General features: G+C 53.6%; 23 protein-coding genes. 10 read left to right on the forward strand and 13 right to left on the reverse strand.

The window, feature by feature from the left end:
- Positions 1-61: 61 nt before the first annotated feature.
- Positions 62-1,039 carry a cell division protein ZipA gene (gene zipA / locus KWG64_RS03380; protein WP_195816214.1) on the reverse strand — a complete coding sequence of 326 codons (978 nt, stop codon included), beginning with the start codon at positions 1,037-1,039 and terminating at the stop codon, positions 62-64.
- A 223-nt stretch (positions 1,040-1,262) separates the two neighbouring features.
- Between zipA and cysZ the strand changes: the two genes are divergently transcribed.
- The 5 genes from cysZ (at position 1,263) to crr (ending at position 6,241) form a co-directional block, all read left to right on the forward strand.
- Positions 1,263-2,048 (forward strand): sulfate transporter CysZ, encoded by a 786-nt coding sequence (gene cysZ / locus KWG64_RS03385; RefSeq protein ID WP_218520909.1) that lies wholly within the window; start codon positions 1,263-1,265, stop codon positions 2,046-2,048.
- A gap of 234 nt (positions 2,049-2,282) precedes the next feature.
- The gene (gene cysK, locus KWG64_RS03390) at positions 2,283-3,248 is read left to right on the forward strand and encodes a cysteine synthase A (protein ID WP_152324514.1); all 966 of its coding nucleotides are present in this window, start codon (positions 2,283-2,285) and stop codon (positions 3,246-3,248) included.
- 401 nt (positions 3,249-3,649) lie between these two features.
- The gene (gene ptsH, locus KWG64_RS03395) at positions 3,650-3,907 is read left to right on the forward strand and encodes a phosphocarrier protein Hpr (protein ID WP_013574433.1); all 258 of its coding nucleotides are present in this window, start codon (positions 3,650-3,652) and stop codon (positions 3,905-3,907) included.
- Positions 3,908-3,956: 49 nt separating this feature from the next.
- On the forward strand, positions 3,957-5,684 hold the full coding sequence (ptsI, locus tag KWG64_RS03400) for a phosphoenolpyruvate-protein phosphotransferase PtsI (RefSeq protein ID WP_195816211.1): 1,728 nt from the start codon (positions 3,957-3,959) through the stop codon (positions 5,682-5,684).
- A 47-nt stretch (positions 5,685-5,731) separates the two neighbouring features.
- Entirely contained in the window at positions 5,732-6,241 is a 510-nt protein-coding gene (gene crr / locus KWG64_RS03405; protein WP_152324516.1) for a PTS glucose transporter subunit IIA, read from the forward strand.
- A 91-nt stretch (positions 6,242-6,332) separates the two neighbouring features.
- On the opposite strand, the gene KWG64_RS03410 is transcribed toward crr, so the two are convergent.
- From KWG64_RS03410 to KWG64_RS03455, 10 genes are all read right to left on the reverse strand, one after another.
- Positions 6,333-7,682 carry an ATP-binding protein gene (locus tag KWG64_RS03410; RefSeq protein WP_195816210.1) on the reverse strand — a complete coding sequence of 450 codons (1,350 nt, stop codon included), beginning with the start codon at positions 7,680-7,682 and terminating at the stop codon, positions 6,333-6,335.
- Positions 7,663-8,346 carry a response regulator transcription factor gene (locus KWG64_RS03415; protein WP_101076260.1) on the reverse strand — a complete coding sequence of 228 codons (684 nt, stop codon included), beginning with the start codon at positions 8,344-8,346 and terminating at the stop codon, positions 7,663-7,665. Before KWG64_RS03415 ends, KWG64_RS03410 begins: the two co-directional genes overlap by 20 nt.
- Before the next feature lie 258 nt (positions 8,347-8,604).
- The gene (cysM, locus tag KWG64_RS03420) at positions 8,605-9,489 is read right to left on the reverse strand and encodes a cysteine synthase CysM (RefSeq protein WP_195816209.1); all 885 of its coding nucleotides are present in this window, start codon (positions 9,487-9,489) and stop codon (positions 8,605-8,607) included.
- 116 nt (positions 9,490-9,605) lie between these two features.
- The gene (gene cysA / locus KWG64_RS03425) at positions 9,606-10,700 is read right to left on the reverse strand and encodes a sulfate/thiosulfate ABC transporter ATP-binding protein CysA (protein WP_195824790.1); all 1,095 of its coding nucleotides are present in this window, start codon (positions 10,698-10,700) and stop codon (positions 9,606-9,608) included.
- Positions 10,690-11,565, reverse strand: coding sequence for a sulfate/thiosulfate ABC transporter permease CysW (gene cysW, locus KWG64_RS03430; RefSeq protein WP_218520910.1), 876 nt, complete (start codon positions 11,563-11,565; stop codon positions 10,690-10,692). Before cysW ends, cysA begins: the two co-directional genes overlap by 11 nt.
- Complete coding sequence (gene cysT / locus KWG64_RS03435) at positions 11,565-12,395, reverse strand: sulfate/thiosulfate ABC transporter permease CysT (RefSeq protein WP_101076275.1); 831 nt, start codon at positions 12,393-12,395, stop codon at positions 11,565-11,567. Before cysT ends, cysW begins: the two co-directional genes overlap by 1 nt.
- Complete coding sequence (locus KWG64_RS03440; RefSeq protein ID WP_218520911.1) at positions 12,395-13,417, reverse strand: sulfate ABC transporter substrate-binding protein; 1,023 nt, start codon at positions 13,415-13,417, stop codon at positions 12,395-12,397. The genes cysT and KWG64_RS03440 overlap by 1 nt, the downstream gene beginning before the upstream one ends.
- 247 nt (positions 13,418-13,664) lie before the next feature.
- Positions 13,665-14,564 carry a Dyp-type peroxidase gene (locus KWG64_RS03445; protein ID WP_218520912.1) on the reverse strand — a complete coding sequence of 300 codons (900 nt, stop codon included), beginning with the start codon at positions 14,562-14,564 and terminating at the stop codon, positions 13,665-13,667.
- A gap of 124 nt (positions 14,565-14,688) precedes the next feature.
- On the reverse strand, positions 14,689-15,312 hold the full coding sequence (locus KWG64_RS03450; protein WP_165058440.1) for an RpoE-regulated lipoprotein: 624 nt from the start codon (positions 15,310-15,312) through the stop codon (positions 14,689-14,691).
- Between the two features lie 147 nt (positions 15,313-15,459).
- A complete protein-coding gene (locus KWG64_RS03455; protein WP_218520913.1) occupies positions 15,460-15,903 on the reverse strand; it encodes a DUF2919 domain-containing protein in 444 nt (147 codons plus the stop codon).
- A 173-nt stretch (positions 15,904-16,076) separates the two neighbouring features.
- On the opposite strand from KWG64_RS03455, the gene KWG64_RS03460 reads away from it, so the two are divergent.
- Positions 16,077-16,475 carry a YgiW/YdeI family stress tolerance OB fold protein gene (locus KWG64_RS03460; RefSeq protein WP_193333091.1) on the forward strand — a complete coding sequence of 133 codons (399 nt, stop codon included), beginning with the start codon at positions 16,077-16,079 and terminating at the stop codon, positions 16,473-16,475.
- Between the two features lie 99 nt (positions 16,476-16,574).
- Here KWG64_RS03460 and KWG64_RS03465 read toward each other — a convergent pair whose 3' ends face one another.
- A complete protein-coding gene (locus tag KWG64_RS03465; protein ID WP_013574419.1) occupies positions 16,575-17,000 on the reverse strand; it encodes a GNAT family acetyltransferase in 426 nt (141 codons plus the stop codon).
- A 277-nt stretch (positions 17,001-17,277) separates the two neighbouring features.
- On the opposite strand from KWG64_RS03465, the gene amiA reads away from it, so the two are divergent.
- From amiA to KWG64_RS03485, 4 genes are all read left to right on the forward strand, one after another.
- Positions 17,278-18,162 carry an N-acetylmuramoyl-L-alanine amidase AmiA gene (gene amiA, locus KWG64_RS03470; RefSeq protein ID WP_104921115.1) on the forward strand — a complete coding sequence of 295 codons (885 nt, stop codon included), beginning with the start codon at positions 17,278-17,280 and terminating at the stop codon, positions 18,160-18,162.
- 108 nt (positions 18,163-18,270) lie between these two features.
- Positions 18,271-19,233 (forward strand): oxygen-dependent coproporphyrinogen oxidase, encoded by a 963-nt coding sequence (hemF, locus tag KWG64_RS03475; protein WP_195824794.1) that lies wholly within the window; start codon positions 18,271-18,273, stop codon positions 19,231-19,233.
- Positions 19,233-19,682 (forward strand): YaiI/YqxD family protein, encoded by a 450-nt coding sequence (locus tag KWG64_RS03480; protein WP_101076283.1) that lies wholly within the window; start codon positions 19,233-19,235, stop codon positions 19,680-19,682. Before hemF ends, KWG64_RS03480 begins: the two co-directional genes overlap by 1 nt.
- A gap of 51 nt (positions 19,683-19,733) precedes the next feature.
- Positions 19,734-20,681 (forward strand): nucleoside hydrolase, encoded by a 948-nt coding sequence (locus KWG64_RS03485; RefSeq protein WP_218520914.1) that lies wholly within the window; start codon positions 19,734-19,736, stop codon positions 20,679-20,681.
- A 145-nt stretch (positions 20,682-20,826) separates the two neighbouring features.
- Here KWG64_RS03485 and maeB read toward each other — a convergent pair whose 3' ends face one another.
- Complete coding sequence (gene maeB / locus KWG64_RS03490; RefSeq protein WP_195824796.1) at positions 20,827-23,106, reverse strand: NADP-dependent oxaloacetate-decarboxylating malate dehydrogenase; 2,280 nt, start codon at positions 23,104-23,106, stop codon at positions 20,827-20,829.
- Positions 23,107-23,383 lie beyond the last annotated feature (277 nt).

Consider the following 23,383-nt stretch of genomic DNA (forward strand, 5'->3'; position numbering starts at 1 on the left):
GGAGATAAAAAACCCCCGGCAAGCGGGGGTTAGGGGAATGGGTGTTTCACGAACGCCAGAATCAGGCGGTCGCCTCGAGGACCTCACGGATCCGCGCTTTGTACGTTTCCAGCTTCTGCGGCGTAATCATACGACGCTCATCATCAAGCACCATCGCACCGACATCATCGGCAATACGCTGGGCTGACTGCAGCAGCAATTTAAAGTTCTGATGCGCATCGCCGTAGCAAGGCACCATCATGAACAACGTAACGCCAGGGGTGGAGAAGTCGGACATATTGTCAGGATCAAACGACCCCGGTTTGACCATATTGGCCAGACTGAACAATACCGGACCGCTGCCAGCAGGGCTGACGTGACGATGGAAAATATTCATAGCGCCAAACTGGAAGCCGGACTGAAGCACGCTGTTAAGCAACACTTCGCCGCCAATCACACCGCCCTGATGCGCTGCAACGTGCAGAACCAGAACGGTTTCTTTCAGTTTAGCTTTCTCTGCCGGCGCTTCTTCAGCAGGCGCAAAAGGCGCTGGCTGAGGTTCTGCTTTCGCAGCCGGTGCGGCCTCGGCATGAATCTCCTGCGGTGGAACCGGCGCGTGCGGTTTTACCTCAGGGGTAAAATCAGCGACAGGTTCGCGACGCGGTGCCTCAGGTTCAGCGGCGGAATAGCCACTGAGCAACGGGTCTTCCTGCACAGCATGTTGCTGCGGGCGAACCGGTTGTTGAGGACGGGCAACAGGCGCTGGCTGCACAGGTGGAACCTGCGGCTGACGTGGCGGTGCAGACTGTTCCGGCTCGTCGTCATACTGACCGAAAGTCGGTTCATCCTGAGGATAAGCAGGACGCACGCGCACTTCACCCACTCCATCGACAAAATCGTCAGACGGAGATTGCTCCCGTTCTTTTTTCACACGTTTAGCTGGGCGATCACGAAAAAGCGAAGAGCGTTCTTTACGGCTGGTCCACAAACCGTGTAACAACAACGCTATTATGGCGATCGCGCCAACAACGATTAATATCAGACGCAAATCCTGCATCATTGCTATCTCTGTTGTTCTAATTCATTGCCACCACGGCAAACATTCACAATATTAACTCTATTTGCCCACGTAGATAAGTGCAAGTCTCGACTCTACTTTCTGCTAATAAATAGGGTAGTTGCACCTTTTTTTGCTGTTTTTTCAGCCAATCCACCGCTAGCCAGTGGAAAATCATACCGATATGATAGCCCATGTCATTCAACTCAGAGAGAAAATTTCGTTTATGACTTCATCGCAAAGCGCCAGACAAGAAAACGGCGTGCATTATTTCAAACAGGGCTGGACGCTCATTTCCTTACCCGGGATACGACGTTTTGTGATTTTACCGCTGGCCGTGAACGTTGTCCTGATGGGCGGCGCGTTCTGGTGGCTGTTTACCAAACTGGGAGAGTGGATCCCGGCGATGATGAGTAAAATCCCGGCCTGGCTCAGCTGGCTCGATTATCTGGTCTGGCCGATCGTCGTGCTTTCGGTGCTGCTGGTGTTCAGCTACTTCTTCAGCACGATTGCTAACTGGATAGCCGCGCCGTTCAGCGGATTACTCGCGGAGCAGCTCGAAGCGCGCCTGACCGGCAAACCACTCCCTGACAGCGGTATCTGGGACATCATGAAAGATCTGCCGCGCATCATGAAACGCGAATGGCAGAAACTGGCGTATTACCTGCCCCGCGCCGTGCTGTTGTTTGCATTGTATTTCATTCCGGTGATTGGCCAGACCATCGCGCCGGTGCTGTGGTTCTTCTTCAGCGCGTGGATGGTGGTGATTCAGTATTGCGATTACCCGTTCGATAACCACAAAGTCAGCTTTGCCGATATGCGCCGCTCGCTCGGCAGCAACAAAATCGACAACATGCAGTTTGGCTCGCTGGTCAGCCTGTTCACCCTGATTCCGGTGCTGAATCTGGTGATCCTGCCCGTCGCCGTTTGCGGAGCCACTGCCATGTGGTGCGACCGTTACCGCGCGGTGTATGTGAAAAATAATATCGACGTTAATACCACGCGAAAATAGTGGCACAATCTGCATTCAAACTGCATTTTTTTCTCAACAGCCGCCTCAGTGCGGCTGTTTGCTATGCTTGACTTTTTTATCCCAAACTTATTTCTTAATAACGGATCGGTATAGCAAATACCAAAACCTTACTTCACTCGGAAAGCCGTTCGCGTATGCTTTTCTGATTCCCACTAATTTCATAGTGTTGAAAGCTTCACACCGTGAATATTTCATACAGTTAAAGGACGGGTTATGAGCAAGATCTATGAAGACAATTCATTAACAATTGGCCATACGCCACTGGTTCGCCTGAACCGTATCGGTAATGGCCGGATTCTGGCTAAGGTCGAGTCACGTAACCCGAGCTTCAGCGTGAAATGTCGCATCGGCGCGAACATGATTTGGGATGCTGAAAAACGCGGCATACTGACCAAAGATATCGAACTGGTTGAACCGACCAGCGGGAACACCGGGATTGCGCTGGCGTACGTTGCAGCCGCGCGCGGTTATAAACTCACGCTGACCATGCCGGAAACCATGAGCGTTGAACGCCGTAAGCTGCTGAAAGCTCTGGGTGCAAACCTGGTTCTGACAGAAGGCGCGAAAGGCATGAAAGGCGCGATTGCGAAAGCCGAAGAAATTCAGGCCAGCGATCCGGATCGTTACCTCATCCTTCAGCAGTTCAGCAACCCGGCAAACCCGGCGATCCACGAACAAACCACCGGCCCGGAAATCTGGGAAGATACCGATGGCGCGGTTGACGTGCTGATTGCAGGCGTCGGCACCGGCGGCACCATCACAGGAACTGGCCGTTATCTGAAAAGTAAAAAAAGCAGCGTCACGCTGGTAGCCGTTGAGCCAACCGATTCTCCGGTAATTACTCAAACGCTGAATGGCGAAGAAGTGAAACCAGGCCCGCACAAAATTCAGGGTATCGGTGCCGGTTTTATTCCGGGCAACCTGGATCTGGAACTGCTGGATCGCGTCACGCTGATCACTAATGACGAATCTATTCAGATGGCACGTCGACTGATGGAAGAAGAAGGCATTCTGGCGGGGATTTCTTCCGGTGCAGCTGTTGAAGCCGCCGTGAAATTGTCAAAAGAACCGGAATTTGCCGATAAGACTATCGTCGTTATCCTGCCGTCCTCCGGCGAACGCTATCTGAGTACTGCATTGTTTGCAGATTTGTTTACGGAAAAAGAATTGCAACAATAATGCCACATCCTTAAAAGCGATTAAAAAAGCACCTTTCGGGGTGCTTTTTTGTGGGCTACGTCAAAGTTTATACCACTCCATCATTGATTTTACGCGCCAGGTTTAGTATTTAACCGGACAATTATTTCGCTGCGTGAAATTAATCGCTTCCATGACGCCGCCCGCTGAATCGATTTACCGATTTGTTACATGAGGGAAAAAAACGGCATAATGGCGGAATAACAGGAAAGCTTGGATCTAGGGCAAAGTGTTTTATCGCTGAGTGCGCTATTTTCTCTTTTCTGTTGCATCTGAACCTGCCCCTGAACCATAGTCAGGCGCTAATCTCTACAGGCTAAAGTGAAGCCTATAAGCTAAACTTTAGTCCCACAACATTACTTTAATAAGTTGGGGAAACAACAATGTTCCAGCAAGAAGTTACTATTACCGCTCCTAATGGTCTGCACACTCGCCCTGCTGCACAGTTCGTGAAAGAAGCCAAAGGTTTTGCTTCTGACATCACCGTGACTTCAAACGGTAAAAGCGCCAGTGCTAAAAGCCTGTTCAAACTGCAAACTCTGGGCCTGACCCAAGGTACCGTTGTGACCCTCTCAGCTGAAGGTGAAGACGAGCAAAAAGCCGTTGAACACTTGGTAAAACTGATGGCAGAGCTCGAGTAACAACAGCCGCTCTTATATAGTTTAAACCAGTCAAGAGAAAGGTAGGGTTATGATTTCAGGCATTTTAGTATCTCCCGGTATCGCTTTCGGCAAAGCTCTTCTGTTGAAAGAAGATGAAATTGTCATCAACCGGAAAAAAATCTCTCCTGATCAGGTTGATCAGGAAGTTGAACGTTTCCTTGCTGGCCGTGCGAAAGCATCAGCCCAGCTGGAAGTGATCAAGACCAAAGCCGGTGAGACCTTCGGTGAAGAGAAAGAAGCCATCTTCGAAGGCCACATCATGTTGTTGGAAGACGAAGAGCTTGAACAGGAAATCATAGCCCTCATCAAAGACGAGCACGCCTCTGCGGATGCGGCTGCTTTCTCTGTGATTGAAGGCCAGGCGAAAGCCCTGGAAGAGCTTGACGATGAATACCTGAAAGAACGTGCGGCTGACGTACGTGATATCGGTAAACGTCTGCTGCGCAACATTCTGGACATGGCTATCGTTGATCTGAGCTCAATCCAGGACGAAGTTATCCTGGTTGCAACCGATCTGACGCCATCAGAAACCGCACAGCTGAACCTGAACAAGGTTCTGGGCTTCATTACTGATTTGGGTGGCCGTACTTCTCACACCTCTATCATGGCCCGTTCACTGGAACTGCCTGCTATCGTCGGCACCAGTGATGTGACCAAACAAGTCAAAAATGATGACTATCTGATCCTCGACGCTGTAAACAATAAAATCTACGTCAACCCGACGGCAGACGTTATTGATGAGCTGAAAGCGGTTCAGAACCAGTACATCTCTGAAAAAGACGAACTGACCAAACTGAAAGATCTGCCGGCGATTACGCTGGACGGCCATCAGGTGGAAGTTTGTGCCAACATCGGTACCGTGCGCGACGTCGCCGGTGCAGAGCGCAATGGCGCTGAAGGTGTCGGCCTGTATCGTACAGAATTCCTGTTCATGGACCGTGACAGCCTCCCTACCGAAGAAGAGCAATTCCAGGCATATAAAGCCGTTGCTGAAGCGATGGGCTCACAGGCGGTTATCGTACGTACCATGGACATCGGCGGTGATAAAGACCTGCCGTACATGAACCTGCCAAAAGAAGAAAACCCATTCCTGGGCTGGCGTGCAATCCGTATCTGTCTGGACCGTAAAGAAATTCTTCACGACCAGCTGAAAGGTATTCTTCGCGCTTCTGCGTTCGGCAAACTGCGCATCATGTTCCCGATGATCATCTCTGTTGAAGAAGTGCGTGAACTGAAAGCAGAACTCGAAATGCTGAAAGTTGAGCTGCGCGAAAAAGGCCAGGCATTCGATGAAACAATCGAAGTCGGCGTGATGGTTGAGACTCCAGCGGCTGCTGTGATTGCTCATCATCTGGCGAAAGAAGTCGATTTCTTCAGTATTGGTACAAACGATCTTACCCAGTATACTTTGGCTGTGGATCGCGGTAATGAGCTGATTTCTCATCTGTACAACCCAATGTCTCCGTCTGTACTTGGTTTAATTAAACAAGTTATTGACGCATCTCATGCTGCCGGTAAATGGACAGGGATGTGTGGCGAGCTAGCCGGTGACGAACGTGCTACACTTCTTCTATTGGGCATGGGGTTAGATGAGTTCAGCATGAGTGCTATCTCTATCCCACGCATCAAGAAAATTATTCGCAATACAAACTTCGAAGATGTGAAAGCGCTGGCAGATCAGGCCCTGGCCCAACCTACGGCGCAAGAGTTGATGAACCTGGTTAACAAGTTCATTGAAGAAAAAACACTCTGCTAATTGCGCGATGCTGTAAAGCTGCCCAAATTAATGCTTAGGAGAAGATCATGGGTTTGTTCGATAAACTGAAATCATTGGTTTCGGATGATAAAAAAGACGTTGGCATCATTGAAATCGTGGCGCCGCTGTCTGGTGAAATTGTCAACATTGAAGACGTGCCTGACGTTGTTTTCGCTGAGAAAATCGTAGGCGACGGTATTGCTATCAAACCAGCGGGCAACAAAATGGTTGCTCCGGTTGACGGGACTATCGGTAAAATCTTCGAAACTAACCATGCTTTCTCAATCGAATCCGACAGTGGCATCGAACTGTTTGTTCACTTCGGTATCGACACCGTTGAACTGAAAGGCGAAGGCTTCAAACGTATCGCCGAAGAAGGTCAGCGCGTTAAGAAAGGCGATTTGGTAATCGAATTTGATCTGGCCCTGCTGGAAGAGAAAGCGAAGTCTACCCTGACTCCGGTTGTTATCTCTAACATGGACGAGATCAAAGAGCTGATTAAACTGACCGGTAGCGTGACTGTGGGCGAAACCCCAATCATCCGCATCAAGAAGTAATCAGCCCGAAGAACTAAGAAGTCAAAAAACGGCGCCTTGTGCGCCGTTTTTTATTGCCTGAATCTTTTGTAAGACGGGTAAGACTGAACGTTTAAATCTTCCAGTGCGGCACCATCAGGCTGATCACCAATCCGTGGGGTTGCGCGTTACGGGCATCAACTTTGCCATCATGTGCCAGCATCACTTTGCGGGTAATCGCCAGTCCCAGGCCGTAACCTTTGCCAGACAACGGCGATTTCACGCGCACAAACGGGTCAAAGATACTCGACAGCTTATCCTCTTCCACGCCCGGCCCCTGATCGGCCACTTCAATCTGTAAAAACTCTTCAACCTGCGCCAGAGAAACGCTGATGGTCTGCCCCCGGGCGGAAAAGCGCAGCGCGTTACGCACCACATTATCGACCGCGCGGCGCATCAGCTCAGCATTGCCTTTCACGGTGTAATCCATTTCGTCCGGCACTTCCGGGTGCATCGTGATATTCACGCCCGGCAGCTGTGCTTCGTAGCGGGCATCATTGACGACCGCTTCCACCAGCCCGTACAGATCAAAATACTCTTCGTCCGGGATTTCGCTGTTTTCCGTTCGCGACAGCGCAAGCAATTCGCCGATCATCTTATCCAGACGCCCCGCTTCGTGTTCAATACGGCTGAGAGAGGTTTCAACGTTAGACGGGTTTTGCCGCGCCAGACCAATCGCCAGCTGCAAACGGGCCAGAGGAGAACGCAGCTCATGCGAAACGTCGTGCAACAGCTCTTCACGCGCTTTCACCAGCACCTGCAAGCGTTCCGCCATTGAGTCGAAATCACGCGCCACCTCGGACAGCTCATCGTGCCGTTTGCCCATACTGGAAAACAGACGCACCGATAAATCGCCCTGCGCAACCCGCCCGAACGCTTTACGCATTTGCAGCATCGGCCTTGTCAGGTTCCAGGCCAGAACCAGACTGAATAGCAGACCGCCCAACCCGCCAAGCCAGAGCAACGGCGGCGGCATGTTCAGTAATTCCCGGTGTCTTCTTGGGCGGTACTCGTCCATCAGCCCGGCGACATCGTAACGAAGCCGGTAACCCTGCCCGTCCGGCCCCTGCACGAACTCCACCACTTCATGCGGTATCTTGCCCGGTTCCAGATCCTGCATCGTGCTGCCCTGTGCAGGAAGCAGTGAAGGCGCTACCGAGAAGAACTGACGATCATCTTCCGGCCAGTCGGCCATCATGGCATTCAGCGCGGGCAGACCACCGGAATGAAGCGTGGAAACCGCCGAGGTGATCTGGAGTTTCACAAAACGCCGGGCAATGCCACTTTCCGGCGGTTCATGCGGATTATAAAACGCAAAAACCACCCAGAGCCCCTGAGTGATTGCCACGAAGGTAAACCAGAATCCCAGCAGGATTTTCCAGAACAACCTTCCGCGCAGACGTTTAGCGGATTCGATAGCCAATGCTGCGCACCGTTTCAATAGTCAGAATATCGCCACCTTCCAGTGACCCCAGTTTCTGACGGATATTACTGATGTGCACATCAATACTGCGGTCGTAAGCTTCACGCGGACGCCCCAGGCCTTTTTCCGACAGCTCATCTTTTGACACCACGCGTTCAGGCGAACGCAGCAGCAGTTCCAGCAAATTGAATTCTGAAGCCGTCAGGTCAAACGGAACACCGCGCCATTCGCTGCTGCGGGTCGCCGGATTCAACGTCAGGTCGCCGTAATTAACCGATGAGGAATCAGAATGCGATTCCTGCTGCTCTTCCACACGACGCAGCACCGCACGCAGGCGCGCCACCAGTTCACGCGGATAACATGGTTTTGGCATGTAATCGTCAGCGCCCATTTCCAGGCCGATCACGCGGTCAATATTGTCGCCTTTGGCCGTCAGCATGATAATCGGCAGACGGCTGTTTTTGCGCACCTGACGCAGTACATCAATACCGCTCATGTCCGGCAGCATAATGTCGAGGATCATTGCGGTGTATTCGCCAGACATCGCGCCTTCCACGCCCGCTTTACCGGTCAGCACCAGAGAGGCGTCAAAACCTTCTGCGATCAGGTATTCACTGAGCATGGTGCCTAATTCAAGATCGTCATCGACTAACAAAATTTTCATTCTTTATTTCCGCCTGGCTAAAATTTTGGTCATTTTTACCACTAAGCCTGCATTACGCAGCCGCTTTTACTCTTTTTTTACACAGTCTCTGACAGAATTTCATCCCGCAGAAACCCGAGTGTAAGGAATAAAGGTAACGTGTTTTACGCTATCACTATTATAGAAGATTAAAATCAATCTGTTAGCGTTTAACAGAAAGCAAAAGGCAGGCGCAAAGGCCTGCCTGTTAAATGTGACCACGCTTTACGTCAGGAGTTCTTAGTCAGAGAAAACGCCCGTCGAGAGATAACGGTCGCCGCGATCGCAGATAATCGCGACCACCACGCTGCCCGGATGGCTTCTGGCAACGCGCAGCGCGCCTGCGACAGCGCCGCCGGAACTCACGCCGCAAAAGAGCCCTTCCTCACGCGCCAGTGCGCGCATCGTGTCTTCTGCTTCGCCCTGCCCCATGTCCATCACTTCATCCACCAGCTCAGGATTGAAAATGCCGGGCAGATACGCCTGCGGCCAGCGGCGGATGCCCGGAATACTGCTGCCTTCTGCCGGTTGCAGACCAATAATCTGCACGCCCGCATGCTGGCTGCGCAAAAAGCGGCTGACCCCGGTGATTGTGCCCGTGGTGCCCATACTGGAAACAAAATGCGTGACGCGCCCGTGTGTTTGTTGCCAGATTTCAGGGCCGGTGGTGGTGAAATGCGCCAGCGGGTTGTCCGGATTATTAAACTGATCCAGCACTTTACCCAGCCCCTGTTTTTCCATATCCAGCGCCAGATCGCGTGCGCCTTCCATGCCCTGTGCGCGGCTGACCAGCAAAAGCTCAGCGCCGTAAGCGCGCATCGACGCCTGCCGTTCCAGGCTCATATTCTCCGGCATCAGCAATTTCAGCTTATAACCTTTGAGCGCGGCAATCATGGCCAGCGCGATCCCGGTATTTCCGCTGGTCGCTTCAATCAGCGTATCGCCCGGTCGGATTTCACCGCGCTTTTCCGCCTGTTCAATCATAAACAGCGCAGCGCGATCCTTGACCGAACCGGCAGGATTATTGCCTTCCAGCTTGACCCAAATTTCACTGTCCAGATCTTTGGGCAATCGCTGTAATCTCACCAGCGGTGTATTACCGATGTAATGTTCGAGCGTACTCACGGGGCTTGCCTTATATCAAAACGAACTATGGACTGATAAAAATTACATAAAGAGATATCAGACGATAAAAAGGGCGGCTCAGAGACCGCCCGGAGAAACCTGCTGATTAAAAAATATCAGGCGCTCTTCGCTAACGCAACGGGTTGTAGCGGCTGATCGCCCGCATACAGGCGTCCGTTCAGCCCGCCGACATAAAAACGATCGCCGCGCTGCGGAGCCGCATTGCCGTGAGTATCAGAAAGCACCACGGAAAGCGGTTCGTCATGCCAGCCTTCGGCCTGCACAATCAGCTGCCAGAAGTGACCACGCGGGCTGACTTCCAGCACTTTCACCGGCAGCGGGCAACGTGGCGTACTCTGGGCGGTAATTTCCATTTCCCACGGACGCAGGAACAAATCCACCGCGCCCTGATGCAGCGGCGGGTTCTCCAGCGGCCAGTGATGCGCGCCCACATAAAGCTGTGAGCCACGAATGTCGCCGCTGATTTTATTCACTTCGCCCATGAATTCCAGCACGAAGCGGGTTGCCGGTTCACGCCAGATTTCCTGCGGCGCGCCGACCTGCTCAATATTGCCCTGACTCATCACCACGACGCGATCCGCCACTTCCATGGCTTCTTCCTGGTCGTGAGTCACGAACACGCTGGTGAATTTCAGCTCTTCATGCAACTGACGCAGCCAGCGGCGCAGTTCCTTACGCACCTGCGCATCGAGCGCGCCAAACGGTTCATCGAGCAGCAGAATTTGCGGTTCCACGGCCAGCGCACGCGCCAGCGCGACACGCTGTTTCTGACCACCGGAGAGCTGCGCCGGATAGCGGTTTGCCAGATGGCTTAACTGCACCATCTCCAGCAATTTTGAGACTTTCTGCTTAATCGCTTCGGCGTTCGGACGCTCGCGACGCGGCAAAACGGTCAGTCCGAAGGCGATATTGTCGAACACCGTCATGTGGCGGAACAGCGCATAATGCTGGAACACAAAGCCGACCTGGCGATCGCGGGCATGCACGCGGGTCACGTCTTTATCATGGAAACTCAGGCGACCGGCGCTCTGGTTCTCCAGACCGGCGATAATGCGCAGCAACGTCGTTTTGCCGGAGCCGGAAGGCCCGAGCAGCGCAACCATCTCACCGGAAGCAATATCGAGCGAAATATCATTGAGCACCTTCGTGCGGCCAAAGTATTTGTTGATACCGTTAATTTCAATGCTCATGATTTTCCTCCCGCTCAAGACGGTCGTTGTGGCGCTTCAGACGCCATTGCAGGCCGCTTTTCAGAAACAATGTGACAATCGCCATCAGGGTCAGCAGCGCGGCGGCAGTAAACGCGCCCGCGGTGTTGTAGTCCTGATGCAGTAATTCAACCTGTAGAGGCAGCGTGTAGGTTTCGCCACGGATAGAACCGGACACCACCGACACGGCACCGAACTCGCCAATCGCACGGGCATTGGTCAGCACCACGCCGTACAGCAAAGCCCAGCGGATATTGGGTAACGTCACGCGGCGGAACATCTGCCAGCCGGACGCCCCGAGCAACACCGCGGCCTCATCTTCGTGGCTGCCCTGGCTCAGCATCACCGGCACCAGCTCACGGATCACAAACGGGCAGGTCACGAAAATCGTTACCATCACCATGCCCGGCCACGCGAACATAAACTGAATGTTGTGCGCATCAAGCCAGCCGCCGAGCGGGCCGTTAGTGCCGTAGAACAGCAGATACAGCAAACCGGCCACCACCGGCGAGACGGCAAACGGGATGTCGATCAGCGTCAGAAGCAGCTGACGCCCCGGGAAGTTAAAGCGCGCCACCAGCCAGGCCAGCAGCGTGCCGAAAATCAGGTTAACCGGCACGGTAATCAGCGCCATCAGCACGGTCAGCCAGATGGAATGCAACATGTCGGAATCTGACAAATTCTTCCAGACCGCCGCGATGCCGTCCGAAAACGCCAGCACAAAAATGCTGATCATCGGGATCACCAGCAGCAGGATACAAATCAGCACGCCCGTGCCGATAAGCAGCCATTTTACCCAGTCGATACGCTGGCGGGTTTCACCTGCAAAAGCCGGAATATCAGACATTACTGGCCTCCCAGACGACGGCCATAACGGCTCTGTAAGGTGTTAATCGCAAACAGCAACAGCAGCGACGCCGCAAGGATCACCGACGCAATGGCGCTGGCCGCCGGATAATCAAATTCCTGCAAGCGGATGAAAATCATCAGCGAAGTCACTTCGGTCTTCCAGGCAATATTCCCGGCGATGAAAATGACCGCGCCAAATTCCCCCAGACTGCGGGTGAACGACAGCGCCGTGCCCGCCAGCAGCGAAGGCATCACTTCCGGCAACACTACGCGGCGAAAACTCTGCCAGCGCGATGCGCCCAGCGTCTCGGCCGCTTCCTCGTATTCCGGCCCCAGTTCTTCCAGAACCGGCTGCACGGTGCGCACCACAAACGGAATGCTGGTAAATGACATTGCCACAGCGATACCCAGCCAGGTATAGGCCACTTTGATATCAAAATGCGCCAGCCACTGGCCGTAAAAACCGGTGGTGGAAAACAGCCCGGCCAGCGTCAGACCGGCCACGGCGGTCGGTAACGCAAATGGCAAATCCATCAGGCCATCAATCAGGCTTTTGCCCGGAAATTCATAACGCGTCAGGATCCAGGCCATCAGCATGCCGAATAAACCGTTGAAAATACTCGCCACGCCCGCCGCCAGCAGCGTGACTTTATACGCCGCCACCACCTGACCATTAGTAATAACATCCCAGTATTGCGCCAGCGTCATTTGGGAAAGCTGCATGACCAGCGCACTCAGCGGCAGCAATAACACCAGACAGACGAACAGCAGGCTGCTGCCGAGGCTCAGGGTAAATCCGGGTAATACGCGTTTGCTCGTCAACAACATTACTGGTGACCTTGCTCTAACAGTTTGTCCAGCTCACCGCCGGTACTGAAATGGGTTTCCATCACTTGTGGCCAGCCGCCGAACTGTTCTTCAACCTTGAACAGTTTGGTGTCCGGGAACTGCCCTTTTGCGGCCGCCATCGCCGTTTTGTCATACACGCGGTAATTAAAACTGGTGATGATTTTCTGCGCCTGCGGGCTCCACAAGTAATTCAGATAATCTTTTGCTGCTTTCTCCGTGCCGTTTTTCTCGACATTTTTGTCGACCCAGGCCACCGGGAACTCAGCCAGAATGTCGACCTTCGGCACAATGACTTCGTATTTATCATCGCCATACTGCTTGCGGATGTTGTTCACTTCGGATTCGAAGCTGATTAACACATCGCCCAGACCGCGTTCCACGAACGTCGTTGTTGCGCCGCGACCGCCGGTATCAAACACCTGTACGTTTTTGAGGAAACTCGCCATTTTCGCGCGGGTTTGTGCGGTATTTTTGTTGTCTTCAATATTGTAAGCGCCCCATGCACCGAGATAGGTGTAGCGGCCATTACCGGACGTTTTCGGATTCGGGAACACCAGAGCGACGCCGGGACGCGCTAAATCATCCCAGCTGTGGATGTTCTTAGGATTTCCCTTGCGCACCAGAAACGCCATGGTGGAATAAAACGGAGAACTGTTATTCGGCAGACGGCTTTGCCAGTCAGCGGGGATCAGATTGCCTTTGTCATGCAGGATCTGCACGTCCGTCACCTGGTTATACGTCACCACGTCGGCTTTCAGACCCTGCAAAATCGCCAGCGCCTGTTTGGAAGAACCGGCATGCGACTGTTTGATTTCCAGCTTGTCGCCGTTGTTCTGATCTGCCCACTGTTTCTGAAAAGGCGGATTCAGCGCGGCAAAAAGCTCACGGGAAACGTCGTAAGAACTGTTCAGCAATTCGGTGGCAGACGCCGCCCCGCTGGTCAGCAACAGTGCAGCCAGCGAACCTTTCAGCAAATTTCCAGCAAAATCCGTCGTTTTCATGCTCAGCCTCAGGTGAATGAACCGATATGCGGCGTCAGAAAAGCCGCTCAATATCACACAGTGTATTTATAACTGAGGTTCAGGCTGTAACGGTTTTATATACCATTTGGTGATTTTCAAGCATGAAAAGCTATAAGGCATTCACAAACGCAGGGAGAAACACGAAGGGAAGGAATAAAGCGCGCCCGGATACGGACGCGCTGAACGCATATTTTTTACAGCACAGAGAGCTTACAGCGAAGAGAACTTACAGTGCAGCCAGACGGGTCAGGGACGGCGCGAAGAAATAGCTGCCGGTCACCGGACGGGTGAAACGCAGCATCGCGTCACGTTTGCCATCCAGATCGCCAAACATACTGAGCAGCTGTTTCTCAATATTCCATAAACGCGCGGCATAGCTGATGAAATACAGGCCGTGCTCGCCGCTGGCGGTGCCGTAAGGCAGGCTCTGACGCAGAATTTTCAGGCCTTTGCCGTCTTCTTTCAGATCCACACGGCTGACGTGGGAAGTTTCAGGGCGCGTTTCCGGATCCAATTCTTCGTCGGTATCTTTCGTGCGGCCAATCACTTCTTCCTGCTGCTGCACGGAGAAACGCGCCCATTGCACCAGATTATGTTTCCAGCGCTGAACCATCACATAGCTGCCGCCTGCGTCCACAGAACCTTCAGGAATGATGGCAACCTGCGCGCGGGCGTCGGCTTTCGGGTTTTCGGTGCCGTCGACAAAACCACTGAGGTCGCGTTCTTCGAGAGCGCGGAAACCATGAGTTTCTTCTTCCACCACAATCGCGCTGCCAAACGCTTTCAGCGCGGCCTGTGCAAGTGCGAAGTTAATATCATGACGCAGTGACTGAATGTGCAGCAGCATGTCGCGCTGCGTGGCCGGAGCCAGCCCTTTGCCCAGCGGCTCAAAGTTTTTCAGCTCGTCTGCGCCCTGATTACCGGACAGGTCGCGCCAGACGTCGTGGCCAAAAGCCACAACCGCGCCCACATGTTCAGCGGGGAATTTTTGCTGCATATCGTTTAATGCGGCCACAAATGCACGGCAGCCCTGCCGGAGCGCATCCAGGTCACCCTGAGCTTTCGCTTCAATGTAAATGGCGAAACGGCAATGTTCGGGCAAAATGCCGCTCTGAACCTGAGTCATTTTTCTCATCCTCGTTAAATTGACCGGCGCCATCATACCGGATGTCAATAAAAATGCCTTGCGCGAAGGCAAGGCATTGAGGACTTCTTTTGCAGGCTAAAGCGCCGGCAAGCGAAAAGCGGCGTTACTGCGCCTGACCGGTTTGCAGCGGATTCGCGCGCCAGACGATTTTGCTGACTTTCCAGTCTTTGAGGGCGTCGTCAGAAGGCATCAGGGATTCCGGACCGTGCCAGATCCCGCTAAACACATAAGTGACGTGTGCACTTTGCGGCGCTTTACACTCCACGTTCTGCGCATCGTCGCCTTCACCTTTCACGCACGAATCAAACGCTTTGGTATAGAGATCGCTGAACGACGTGCCAATTTTCACGCCCCACTCGCTCGCCACTTCAGGATCCATCACATCCACCCGCTGCACGTTCCCTTTCGGCTCGCCGCTGACGGACAATTTCACGTCTTTGCCGTCCATCGCCTGGAAGAAGCTCAGCATTTTGCCGTCACTCATCGACATACCGCTGCGCAGGGAATAGTTACCGTTGAGCCCGTCTTTGATGGCGGTTTCCGTCAGTGGCGTGCTGGCCGTGATACCGCCAACGCCCTGATCGGTCACGGTCAGGCTGCTGCCAAACCAGTTAAGCGGGTTCAGACCTGACCATGACATATGCGGCATGGACGGCATTGACGAGCAACCGGCGAGAAAAAGCGGTAACGCCAGCAACATCGGGCGGGCCCGTAAGCGAACAGTCATTCGGTACACTCCTTTCCTGCAAATTTCCGCAAACCGGGGCGGCCTGACGGATAAATCAGCAGCGTATTTATTATTTGGAAATCGTTGTTAAGCGCCAGTTCGAGTACTTTCTTTCCGAAAAAGTTCAGCGCGGGCCGGGAAATGGCATCAGGCCAGACGGCGCGCGGCATCAAAACAGGCGCGCAAACGGCGGCTGAGCAACCAGTACGCCAGCGCGGCAGCATCGAGCAGCGCCAGCAGGATATCCACCGCCGACAGCGTATCGGTACTTTGCCACACGCCTAAACCCTGTAAGGCAAAGGTCGCAAACATCCCCGCCAGCAACAGCCAGTAACCCGTCTGCCAGATGCGTGGCCACAGATGCCGGCGTCCGCTCAGCAGGAAAACCAGCGCGGGCGGTAAACCCAGCAACATGCCGGACCAGAAACTCTGCGGATCAGGGTAAAACAGCGACAGCATCTCGCTGCCCTGCTGACGCGAGGCGCCCGCCATGACGAACAGCAGCCACGTGCGGGCCTGCAAAATCAGGATTGTCCAGAACCACAGAGGTAACCGCAACATACCGTGATCGTTATAATCATCCGGATTCATAAACGTGAAACACATTCCTTCAAACAAAGTGAAATTGAACAATAATCAACGCAGCTTAAGAAACTGTTAAGAACAATCTGCTTTACTGTTTCTCAACGCGGCAACAGGCTTTAAAAATCTCACTGTTGCCGGAATGTACTCTGGAAACGTTAAATTAAGGACGACCTATTATGATGAAGAAGATCACTCTGGCAACCCTCATTACACTTTGTTCAGCGACAGCGTTCGCACAACAAACAGGCGGGTTCAGCGGCCCTTCAGCACAGGAAGCCCAAACACAGCCAGCGGCACAGGGCGGATTCACCGGCACTACCGCGCTCAGCACAGTGAAAGATGTGCAGACGATGAAAGACGATCAGTGGGTGATGCTTGAAGGCTTCCTCGATCAGCGCGTCGATCACGACAAATATATTTTCCGCGACAGCACCGGTACGCTCAACGTGGAGATCGACGGTAAACGCTGGCAGGGTCAGAACGTCTCGCCAAAAGATAAAATCCGCATTGAAGGTAAAGTCGATAAAGACTGGAACTCTGTGGAAGTGGACGTCAAAAGCGTAAAAGTGATCAAGTAATCGCCCGTTAAGCATTTGACGTAAAAAAGCCCCGGTGGTGAAGCATCCGCCGGGGCTTTTTATTATCTGTTTCTGTTATTGCAGGCATTCAACGGGGTTTCAGTATTCCTGATCCTCAATCAGACGTTTGCCGAGCAATAACGTATCTGAAATCTCGTAACCCAGTTTTTCATACATACTGACTACTGCATCATTTTCGGCGCGCACCATTAAATTCATTTTCGGGCAGCCACGTGCAATCAGTTTCTTTTCAAGACGATTTACCAGCGCGTTCGCAATCCCGCGCCCGCGATAATCCGGGTGAACCCCCAGATAATTCGCCGAGCCGCGATGGCCGTCGTAACCGCCCATCAGCGTGCCTACCACTTCACCACCGACTTCCGCCACCAGGAAAAATTCCGGGCTGTGGTTAATTTTGCGTTCAATATCCAGTTCAGGATCATTCCACGGACGCAGCAGATCGCAGCGCTCCCATAAGGTCAGAACTTCTTCGAAATCTTCTTGACGGTATACGCGAATTTCCATCACTGTTCGCCGCTGTTAATGAGGGTTTATTTAATTATCGCGTGATCTGCTTGATACGCAACATCAAAATCACAATCTGGCGAATAAACGACCGTGTTTTATCGATGAATTTCACCGGTAATGGATCTTATAAGCCATTCACTGAACAGATATTTATTCGTCGAAATATTCATTCGCGACACATTATTCATAAAAAGTAATAGTTCTCAGATCGAAACTATAAAATAGATACTCTATAACATAAGGCATTCTGCTTTTTTCTGACGGTAATGGACTGATGTTAAACCCCCTGAACAAATTTTTGCATTTCCAGCCTCTTCCCGCTGCCGCCACCCGTCGCCAATTGTTGCTGTCCGGCCTGGGGCTCGCGATTGCCGCGTTTGGTTCCCGCTCCGCCAGCGCCGCGCAGCAGGAACACATCACGAAATCCGCCCCGGCACCGAAACCGCCGGGCTCTAAAAAGCTGGTGATGATTGACCCCGGCCACGGCGGGATTGATTCCGGTGCCGTCGGCCATGAAGGCTCAGAAGAAAAACATGTGGTGCTGGAAATCGCCAACTACGTGCGTGAATTCCTCGGCGATCAGAGCCACATTGAGGTCCGGCTGACGCGCGATTCAGACCACTTCATTCCGCTTTATCAGCGTGTGGAACTGGCACATCAGCATCAGGCTGACTTGTTTGTTTCGATTCACGCCGACGGTTACACCAGCCCGAGCGCTTCCGGTGCATCGGTATTTGCGCTGTCAAACCGCGGTGCGAGCAGCGCCATGGCGCGGTATATGTCGAAAAAAGAGAACGACGCCGATCTGGTTGCGGGCGCGAAATACGCCAAAGAAGACAATAACTATCTGCAACAGGTGCTTTTCGATCTGGTCCAGACCGACACCATTAAAAACAGTCTGACGCTCGGCCATCACGTTCTCGAAAGGATCCGTCCGATCCACCATCTGCACAGCCAGCAGACAGAACAGGCGGCGTTCGCCGTGCTGAAATCCCCGTCAATTCCGTCGATTCTGGTGGAAACCTCGTTCATCACCAATCATCAGGAAGAACAGCTGCTCAGCACCACCGCGTTCCGCCGTGAAATCGCGCAGGCCATTTCTCAGGGAATTGTGAATTTCTTCAGCTATTTCGACGCCAACGAACGTAAGCCACGATAACCTTACTGCTTCGCGCCGCAGATGCGCGGGTTGTTCTGGGCGATCCGACGGGTTTTGGGGTTATAATAACCACCACTTTTTTATCATTCAGCGCCCGCAAGGCGCTGAATGTCTTTTCAGTCAACGTCTGTGAGTTTGCCCGTGAGCCAATCTATCCCCGACATACAACAAGTCAAAACCTTCCTGCTCAAGCTTCAGGACCACATCTGCCAGCAGCTGGCTGCCGCCGATGGCAAAGGCCAGTTCGCGCAAGACCAGTGGGTTCGCGAAGAAGGCGGTGGCGGCCAGAGCCGGGTATTGACCAACGGCGCAGTCTTCGAGCAGGCCGGTGTGAATTTCTCGCACGTTTCCGGTGCCACATTGCCCGCATCAGCCACCGCACATCGTCCCGAGCTGGCGGGCCGCAGTTTCCAGGCAATGGGCGTTTCGCTGGTTATTCATCCGCTCAGCCCTTACGTACCCACCAGCCACGCCAACGTGCGTTTCTTCATTGCGGAAAAGCCCGGTGAAGCGCCGGTGTGGTGGTTCGGTGGCGGTTTTGACCTCACGCCTTACTACGGTTTTGAAGAAGATGCCCGCCACTGGCATCAGACCGCACAACAACTTTGTCAGCCGTTCGGCGACGACGTGTATCCGAAATACAAAAAATGGTGTGACGATTACTTCTTTATCAAACACCGCAATGAAGCGCGCGGCATCGGCGGATTATTCTTTGATGACCTGAATACGCCTGATTTTGACACCTGTTTTTCGTTCATGCAGGCGGTGGGCAACGGCTTCACCGACGCCTATCTGCCGGTCGTCGAAAAACGCAAAGCGATGCCGTGGGGCGAGCGTGAACGCCAGTTCCAGCTTTACCGCCGTGGCCGCTATGTGGAATTCAATCTGGTGTGGGATCGCGGCACGTTGTTCGGCCTGCAAACCGGTGGCCGCACGGAGTCGATTCTGATGTCTATGCCACCGCTGGTTCGCTGGGAATATGGTTATCAGCCGGAAACGGGCAGCCCGGAAGCCGCGCTGTACACCGATTTTCTGCCGGTTCGCGACTGGCTGAACGGGGAGAAACGCTGATGCAAATCTGGGTTGATGCAGATGCCTGTCCGAACGTAATCAAAGAAGTGCTATTCCGCGCCGCCGAACGCACCGGCATGATGGTGACGCTGGTGGCGAACCAGACGATCCGCACGCCACCGTCGAAATTCCTGCGAACCCTGCGCGTCGAAGCGGGTTTTGACGTCGCCGATAACGAAATCGTCAAACGCACCGAACCCGGTGATCTGGTGGTCACTGCGGATATTCCGCTGGCGGCGGAAGTCATCGAAAAAGGGGGCGTTGCGCTGAACCCGCGCGGCGAGCGTTACACCACTGAAACCATAAAAGAACGCCTGAATATGCGTGATTTCATGGACACCATGCGCGCCAGCGGCGTGCAAACCGGCGGACCGCCCGCGCTTAATCAGCGTGACCGCCAGCAATTCGCCAATGAACTGGATAAGTGGCTGCAACAGGCCAAACGCTAAAATCCGGTCAGAGGAACCTGCTGTACCACTACATTTAAAGGAATAATAAAAATGGTCAAAAAGATCATACTGGATTGCGATCCGGGGCACGACGATGCCATCGCGATGTTACTCGCTCACGGAAATCCCGATATCGAACTGCTCGCCGTCACCACCGTGGTCGGCAATCAGACACTGGAAAAAGTCACCCGTAATGCGCTGGCCGTTGCCCGCGTCATCAACCTGACCGGCGTCCCGTTTGCCGCCGGAGCCACCCGCCCGCTGGTGCGGCAAATCGAAGTGGCCGACGAAATCCACGGAGAATCCGGCCTTGATGGCCCGGTTTTACCGGAAGCGGCCATCACGCTTGAACCCGTTCATGCCATCGACCTGATCATTGATTTGATCATGTCGCATCCGCCAAAAACCATCACGCTGGTCCCGACCGGCGGCCTGACCAATATCGCCATGGCCGTGCGAAAAGAACCGCGCATCGCCGAACGCGTGAAAGAAGTCGTACTGATGGGCGGTGGTTACCATGTGGGTAACTGGAGCGCCGTGGCTGAATTCAATATCAAAATTGATCCCGAAGCCGCGCACATCGTTTTCAACGAAAAATGGCCGCTGACCATGGTCGGGCTGGACCTCACGCATCAGGCATTAGCCACACCAGAAGTGGCCGCACGAATCGCCGACGTCGGCACGCAACCGGCAAAATTTGTCGGTGAGTTGCTCGATTTCTTCGGCCTGAGCTACAAAGATCGCCAGGGCTTTGACTCCCCGCCAGTTCATGACCCGTGCGCCGTGGCCTATGTCATCGACCCGAACGTGATGACCGTACAAAAAGTCCCGGTAGACATTGAGCTGACCGGCAACTTAACGCTGGGCATGACGGTAGCAGATTTCCGTTCACCGCCGCCGCCCGATTGCCATACGCAGGTCGCGGTAAAACTCGACCATCAGCGTTTCTGGGATTTAATCGTTGATGCACTCGAGCGTATCGGCGAAGTGAAATACTGATTTACTTAGGAAGAGAAGCTTTCCCCTAAATCATTCGTGCTGCAGAAAGGCGGCAATTGAGCGAACCCGATGAGCTGACACAGGTCAGTGATTCGGGTTCACGAGTGCAGCCAACGCATCTGCAGCGCGAAGGATGACGGGGAAATTATAGAGGCTCGGTTTGCGCTTCGACTACCGCTAAAGCCACCATATTCACAATGCGTCTGACCGAAGCGATCGGCGTCAGAATATGTACCGGTTTCGCCACGCCCATTAACACCGGCCCTACAGTAACCCCTTCCGAACTCGACACCCGCAGCAGGTTATAGCTGATACGCGCCGACTCCATGTTCGGCATGATCAGGATATTCGCCGCCCCTTTTAGCGGGCTGTCCGGCATGATGTCCTGCCGGATACTTTCAACCAGCGCTGCGTCGCCGTGCATCTCGCCGTCAATTTCCAGCGAAGGTTCACGCGCATTCACCAGTTCCAGCGTCCGCCGCATTTTGAGCGCCGCCGGGCTGTCGGATGTGCCAAAACTGGAGTGCGACAGCAGAGCCACTTTCGGTTCGATACCAAACCGCCGTACCGTTTCCGCCGCCATCAGTGTGATTTCGGCCAGCTGTTCTGCGGTAGGATCATCATTGACGTAAGTGTCCGCAATAAACGTATTCCCACTCGGCAGCAGCAACGCATTCATCGCGCCGGCAACATGCGTGCCCTCACGGAACCCGAACACGTTTTCAACAATATCGTAATGCTCGTGATAAGTGCCGACCGTTCCGCAAATCATTGCGTCAGCCTCACCGCGCAGCAGCATGATGGCGGAAATCAGCGTCGGATTGCCGATAACCGCCCGCCGCGCCTGCTCCTGCGAGACGCCGCGACGTTTCATCAACTCATAGTATTCACGCCAGTATTCGTTGAAACGCGGATCGGATTCGTTATTCACCACTTCAAAATCCCGGCCAGCTTCAATCTGCAAACCGAGTTTCTTGATACGCATCTCGATCACGCTTGGCCGCCCGACCAGAATTGGTTTTGCCAACCCCAGAGAAATCAGCTCCTGAGTCGCCTGCAAAACGCGCTCCTCTTCGCCTTCGGCCATCACCACCCGACGGGCGTCTTTTTTGGCCTGAGAGAAAATCGGCTTCATAAACAGATTGGTTTTGTAGACAAACTCCGACAGCTTTTCGACGTAGGCATCGAAATCCAGAATTGGCCGCGTTGCCACGCCGGAATCCATCGCCGCTTTCGCCACCGCAGGCGCAATTTTCACAATCAGGCGCGGGTCAAAAGGTTTGGGAATGATGTAATCCGGGCCAAACGAAAGCTCTTCTTCCCCGTAAGCCGACGCGACGACATCGCTTTGCTCCGCCATCGCCAGATCGGCAATCGCGTGCACACAAGCCAGCTTCATTTCCTCGTTGATCGTTGTTGCGCCGACGTCGAGCGCACCACGGAAAATGAACGGGAAACACAGGACATTGTTCACCTGATTCGGGTAATCCGAACGGCCTGTGCAGATAATGGCATCCGGACGTACCGCTTTTGCCAGCGGCGGCAGGATTTCCGGTTCAGGGTTTGCCAGCGCCAGAATCAGCGGGGATTTCGCCATGGTTTTCACCATGTCCTGCGTCAGTACGCCGGGGCCGGAACAGCCGAGGAAAATATCCGCACCGGGGATCGCATCCGCCAGCGTGCGCTTTCCGTTGTCCTCAATGGCATAGGCCGCTTTGGTTTCGGCCATGTTCTCTTCGCGGCCCTGATAAATCACGCCGCGGGAATCACAGGCCGTAATGTTGTGGCGTTTCAGCCCCAGCGCCACCAGCAAATTCAGGCAGGCAATGGCCGATGCACCGGCACCGGACACCACCAGCCGCACGTCCGAAATATCTTTCCCGACCACGCGTAAACCGTTGAGCACCGCCGCCGTACAGATGATTGCCGTCCCGTGCTGATCGTCGTGAAATACCGGAATATTCATCCGCTCGCGCAGTTTGCTCTCGATGTAAAAACACTCAGGCGCTTTGATGTCTTCGAGATTGATACCGCCAAACGTCGGTTCAAGCGCGGCGATCACCTCGATCAGTTTGTCGGGATCAAGCTCGTCGACTTCGATATCAAAAACATCAATACCGGCAAATTTCTTGAACAAAACGCCCTTACCTTCCATCACCGGTTTTCCGGCAAGCGCCCCGATATTGCCCAGACCGAGTACCGCCGTGCCGTTGGAAATCACCGCGACCAGATTTCCACGCGCGGTGTATTTATAGGCCGCAAGCGGATCTTTGGCGATTTCCAGGCAGGGCGCCGCCACGCCCGGAGAGTACGCCAGCGCCAGATCGCGCTGCGTGGCCAGAGGCTTGGTTGGCGAAACCTGAATTTTTCCGGGCACCGGGAACTCATGAAAATCGAGAGCGCTTTGCTTGAGTTGTTCGTCCATCGTAGGGTCCTTTTTTTGTTTCTTATTTTTTTAGAGAGACAGCAGGAAACGGATGCAACATCACCATCAGTTTTACCCGATGACAGTATAGATAACCTGCCACGATAAACGCCGGATAACGACCAAAACTTAGCCGTTACATTGTTTGCTTTTCGTTCACGGAAGACGTCTCGCAAATTTCGACTAAGCTTAAAGTTTGACCTTGCGCTTTCCTCTCTCGCCCCGCAGTCTGAGCTGCGACGAGGGCTGCCATTGTTATGACCCATCGCAACAATCA

This window comes from Rahnella sp. PD12R, assembly GCF_019200965.1.
Classification (GTDB): Bacteria; Pseudomonadota; Gammaproteobacteria; order Enterobacterales; family Enterobacteriaceae; genus Rahnella; species Rahnella laticis.

What these genes read in the sequence shown, in the direction of transcription:
- KWG64_RS03455 (WP_218520913.1), bottom strand. Translation starts at nt 15,903, where the DNA reads ATGAATCCGGATGATTATAACGATCACGGTATGTTGCGGTTACCTCTG.
- cysK (WP_152324514.1), top strand. Translation starts at nt 2,283, where the DNA reads ATGAGCAAGATCTATGAAGACAATTCATTAACAATTGGCCATACGCCA.
- maeB (WP_195824796.1), bottom strand. Translation starts at nt 23,106, where the DNA reads ATGGACGAACAACTCAAGCAAAGCGCTCTCGATTTTCATGAGTTCCCG.
- KWG64_RS03445 (WP_218520912.1), bottom strand. Translation starts at nt 14,564, where the DNA reads ATGACTCAGGTTCAGAGCGGCATTTTGCCCGAACATTGCCGTTTCGCC.
- ptsI (WP_195816211.1), top strand. Translation starts at nt 3,957, where the DNA reads ATGATTTCAGGCATTTTAGTATCTCCCGGTATCGCTTTCGGCAAAGCT.
- crr (WP_152324516.1), top strand. Translation starts at nt 5,732, where the DNA reads ATGGGTTTGTTCGATAAACTGAAATCATTGGTTTCGGATGATAAAAAA.
- KWG64_RS03465 (WP_013574419.1), bottom strand. Translation starts at nt 17,000, where the DNA reads ATGGAAATTCGCGTATACCGTCAAGAAGATTTCGAAGAAGTTCTGACC.
- hemF (WP_195824794.1), top strand. Translation starts at nt 18,271, where the DNA reads ATGTCTTTTCAGTCAACGTCTGTGAGTTTGCCCGTGAGCCAATCTATC.
- KWG64_RS03460 (WP_193333091.1), top strand. Translation starts at nt 16,077, where the DNA reads ATGAAGAAGATCACTCTGGCAACCCTCATTACACTTTGTTCAGCGACA.
- KWG64_RS03485 (WP_218520914.1), top strand. Translation starts at nt 19,734, where the DNA reads ATGGTCAAAAAGATCATACTGGATTGCGATCCGGGGCACGACGATGCC.
- cysZ (WP_218520909.1), top strand. Translation starts at nt 1,263, where the DNA reads ATGACTTCATCGCAAAGCGCCAGACAAGAAAACGGCGTGCATTATTTC.
- KWG64_RS03480 (WP_101076283.1), top strand. Translation starts at nt 19,233, where the DNA reads ATGCAAATCTGGGTTGATGCAGATGCCTGTCCGAACGTAATCAAAGAA.
- KWG64_RS03450 (WP_165058440.1), bottom strand. Translation starts at nt 15,312, where the DNA reads ATGACTGTTCGCTTACGGGCCCGCCCGATGTTGCTGGCGTTACCGCTT.
- cysT (WP_101076275.1), bottom strand. Translation starts at nt 12,395, where the DNA reads ATGTTGTTGACGAGCAAACGCGTATTACCCGGATTTACCCTGAGCCTC.
- ptsH (WP_013574433.1), top strand. Translation starts at nt 3,650, where the DNA reads ATGTTCCAGCAAGAAGTTACTATTACCGCTCCTAATGGTCTGCACACT.
- cysA (WP_195824790.1), bottom strand. Translation starts at nt 10,700, where the DNA reads ATGAGCATTGAAATTAACGGTATCAACAAATACTTTGGCCGCACGAAG.
- cysW (WP_218520910.1), bottom strand. Translation starts at nt 11,565, where the DNA reads ATGTCTGATATTCCGGCTTTTGCAGGTGAAACCCGCCAGCGTATCGAC.
- zipA (WP_195816214.1), bottom strand. Translation starts at nt 1,039, where the DNA reads ATGATGCAGGATTTGCGTCTGATATTAATCGTTGTTGGCGCGATCGCC.
- KWG64_RS03415 (WP_101076260.1), bottom strand. Translation starts at nt 8,346, where the DNA reads ATGAAAATTTTGTTAGTCGATGACGATCTTGAATTAGGCACCATGCTC.
- KWG64_RS03440 (WP_218520911.1), bottom strand. Translation starts at nt 13,417, where the DNA reads ATGAAAACGACGGATTTTGCTGGAAATTTGCTGAAAGGTTCGCTGGCT.
- amiA (WP_104921115.1), top strand. Translation starts at nt 17,278, where the DNA reads ATGTTAAACCCCCTGAACAAATTTTTGCATTTCCAGCCTCTTCCCGCT.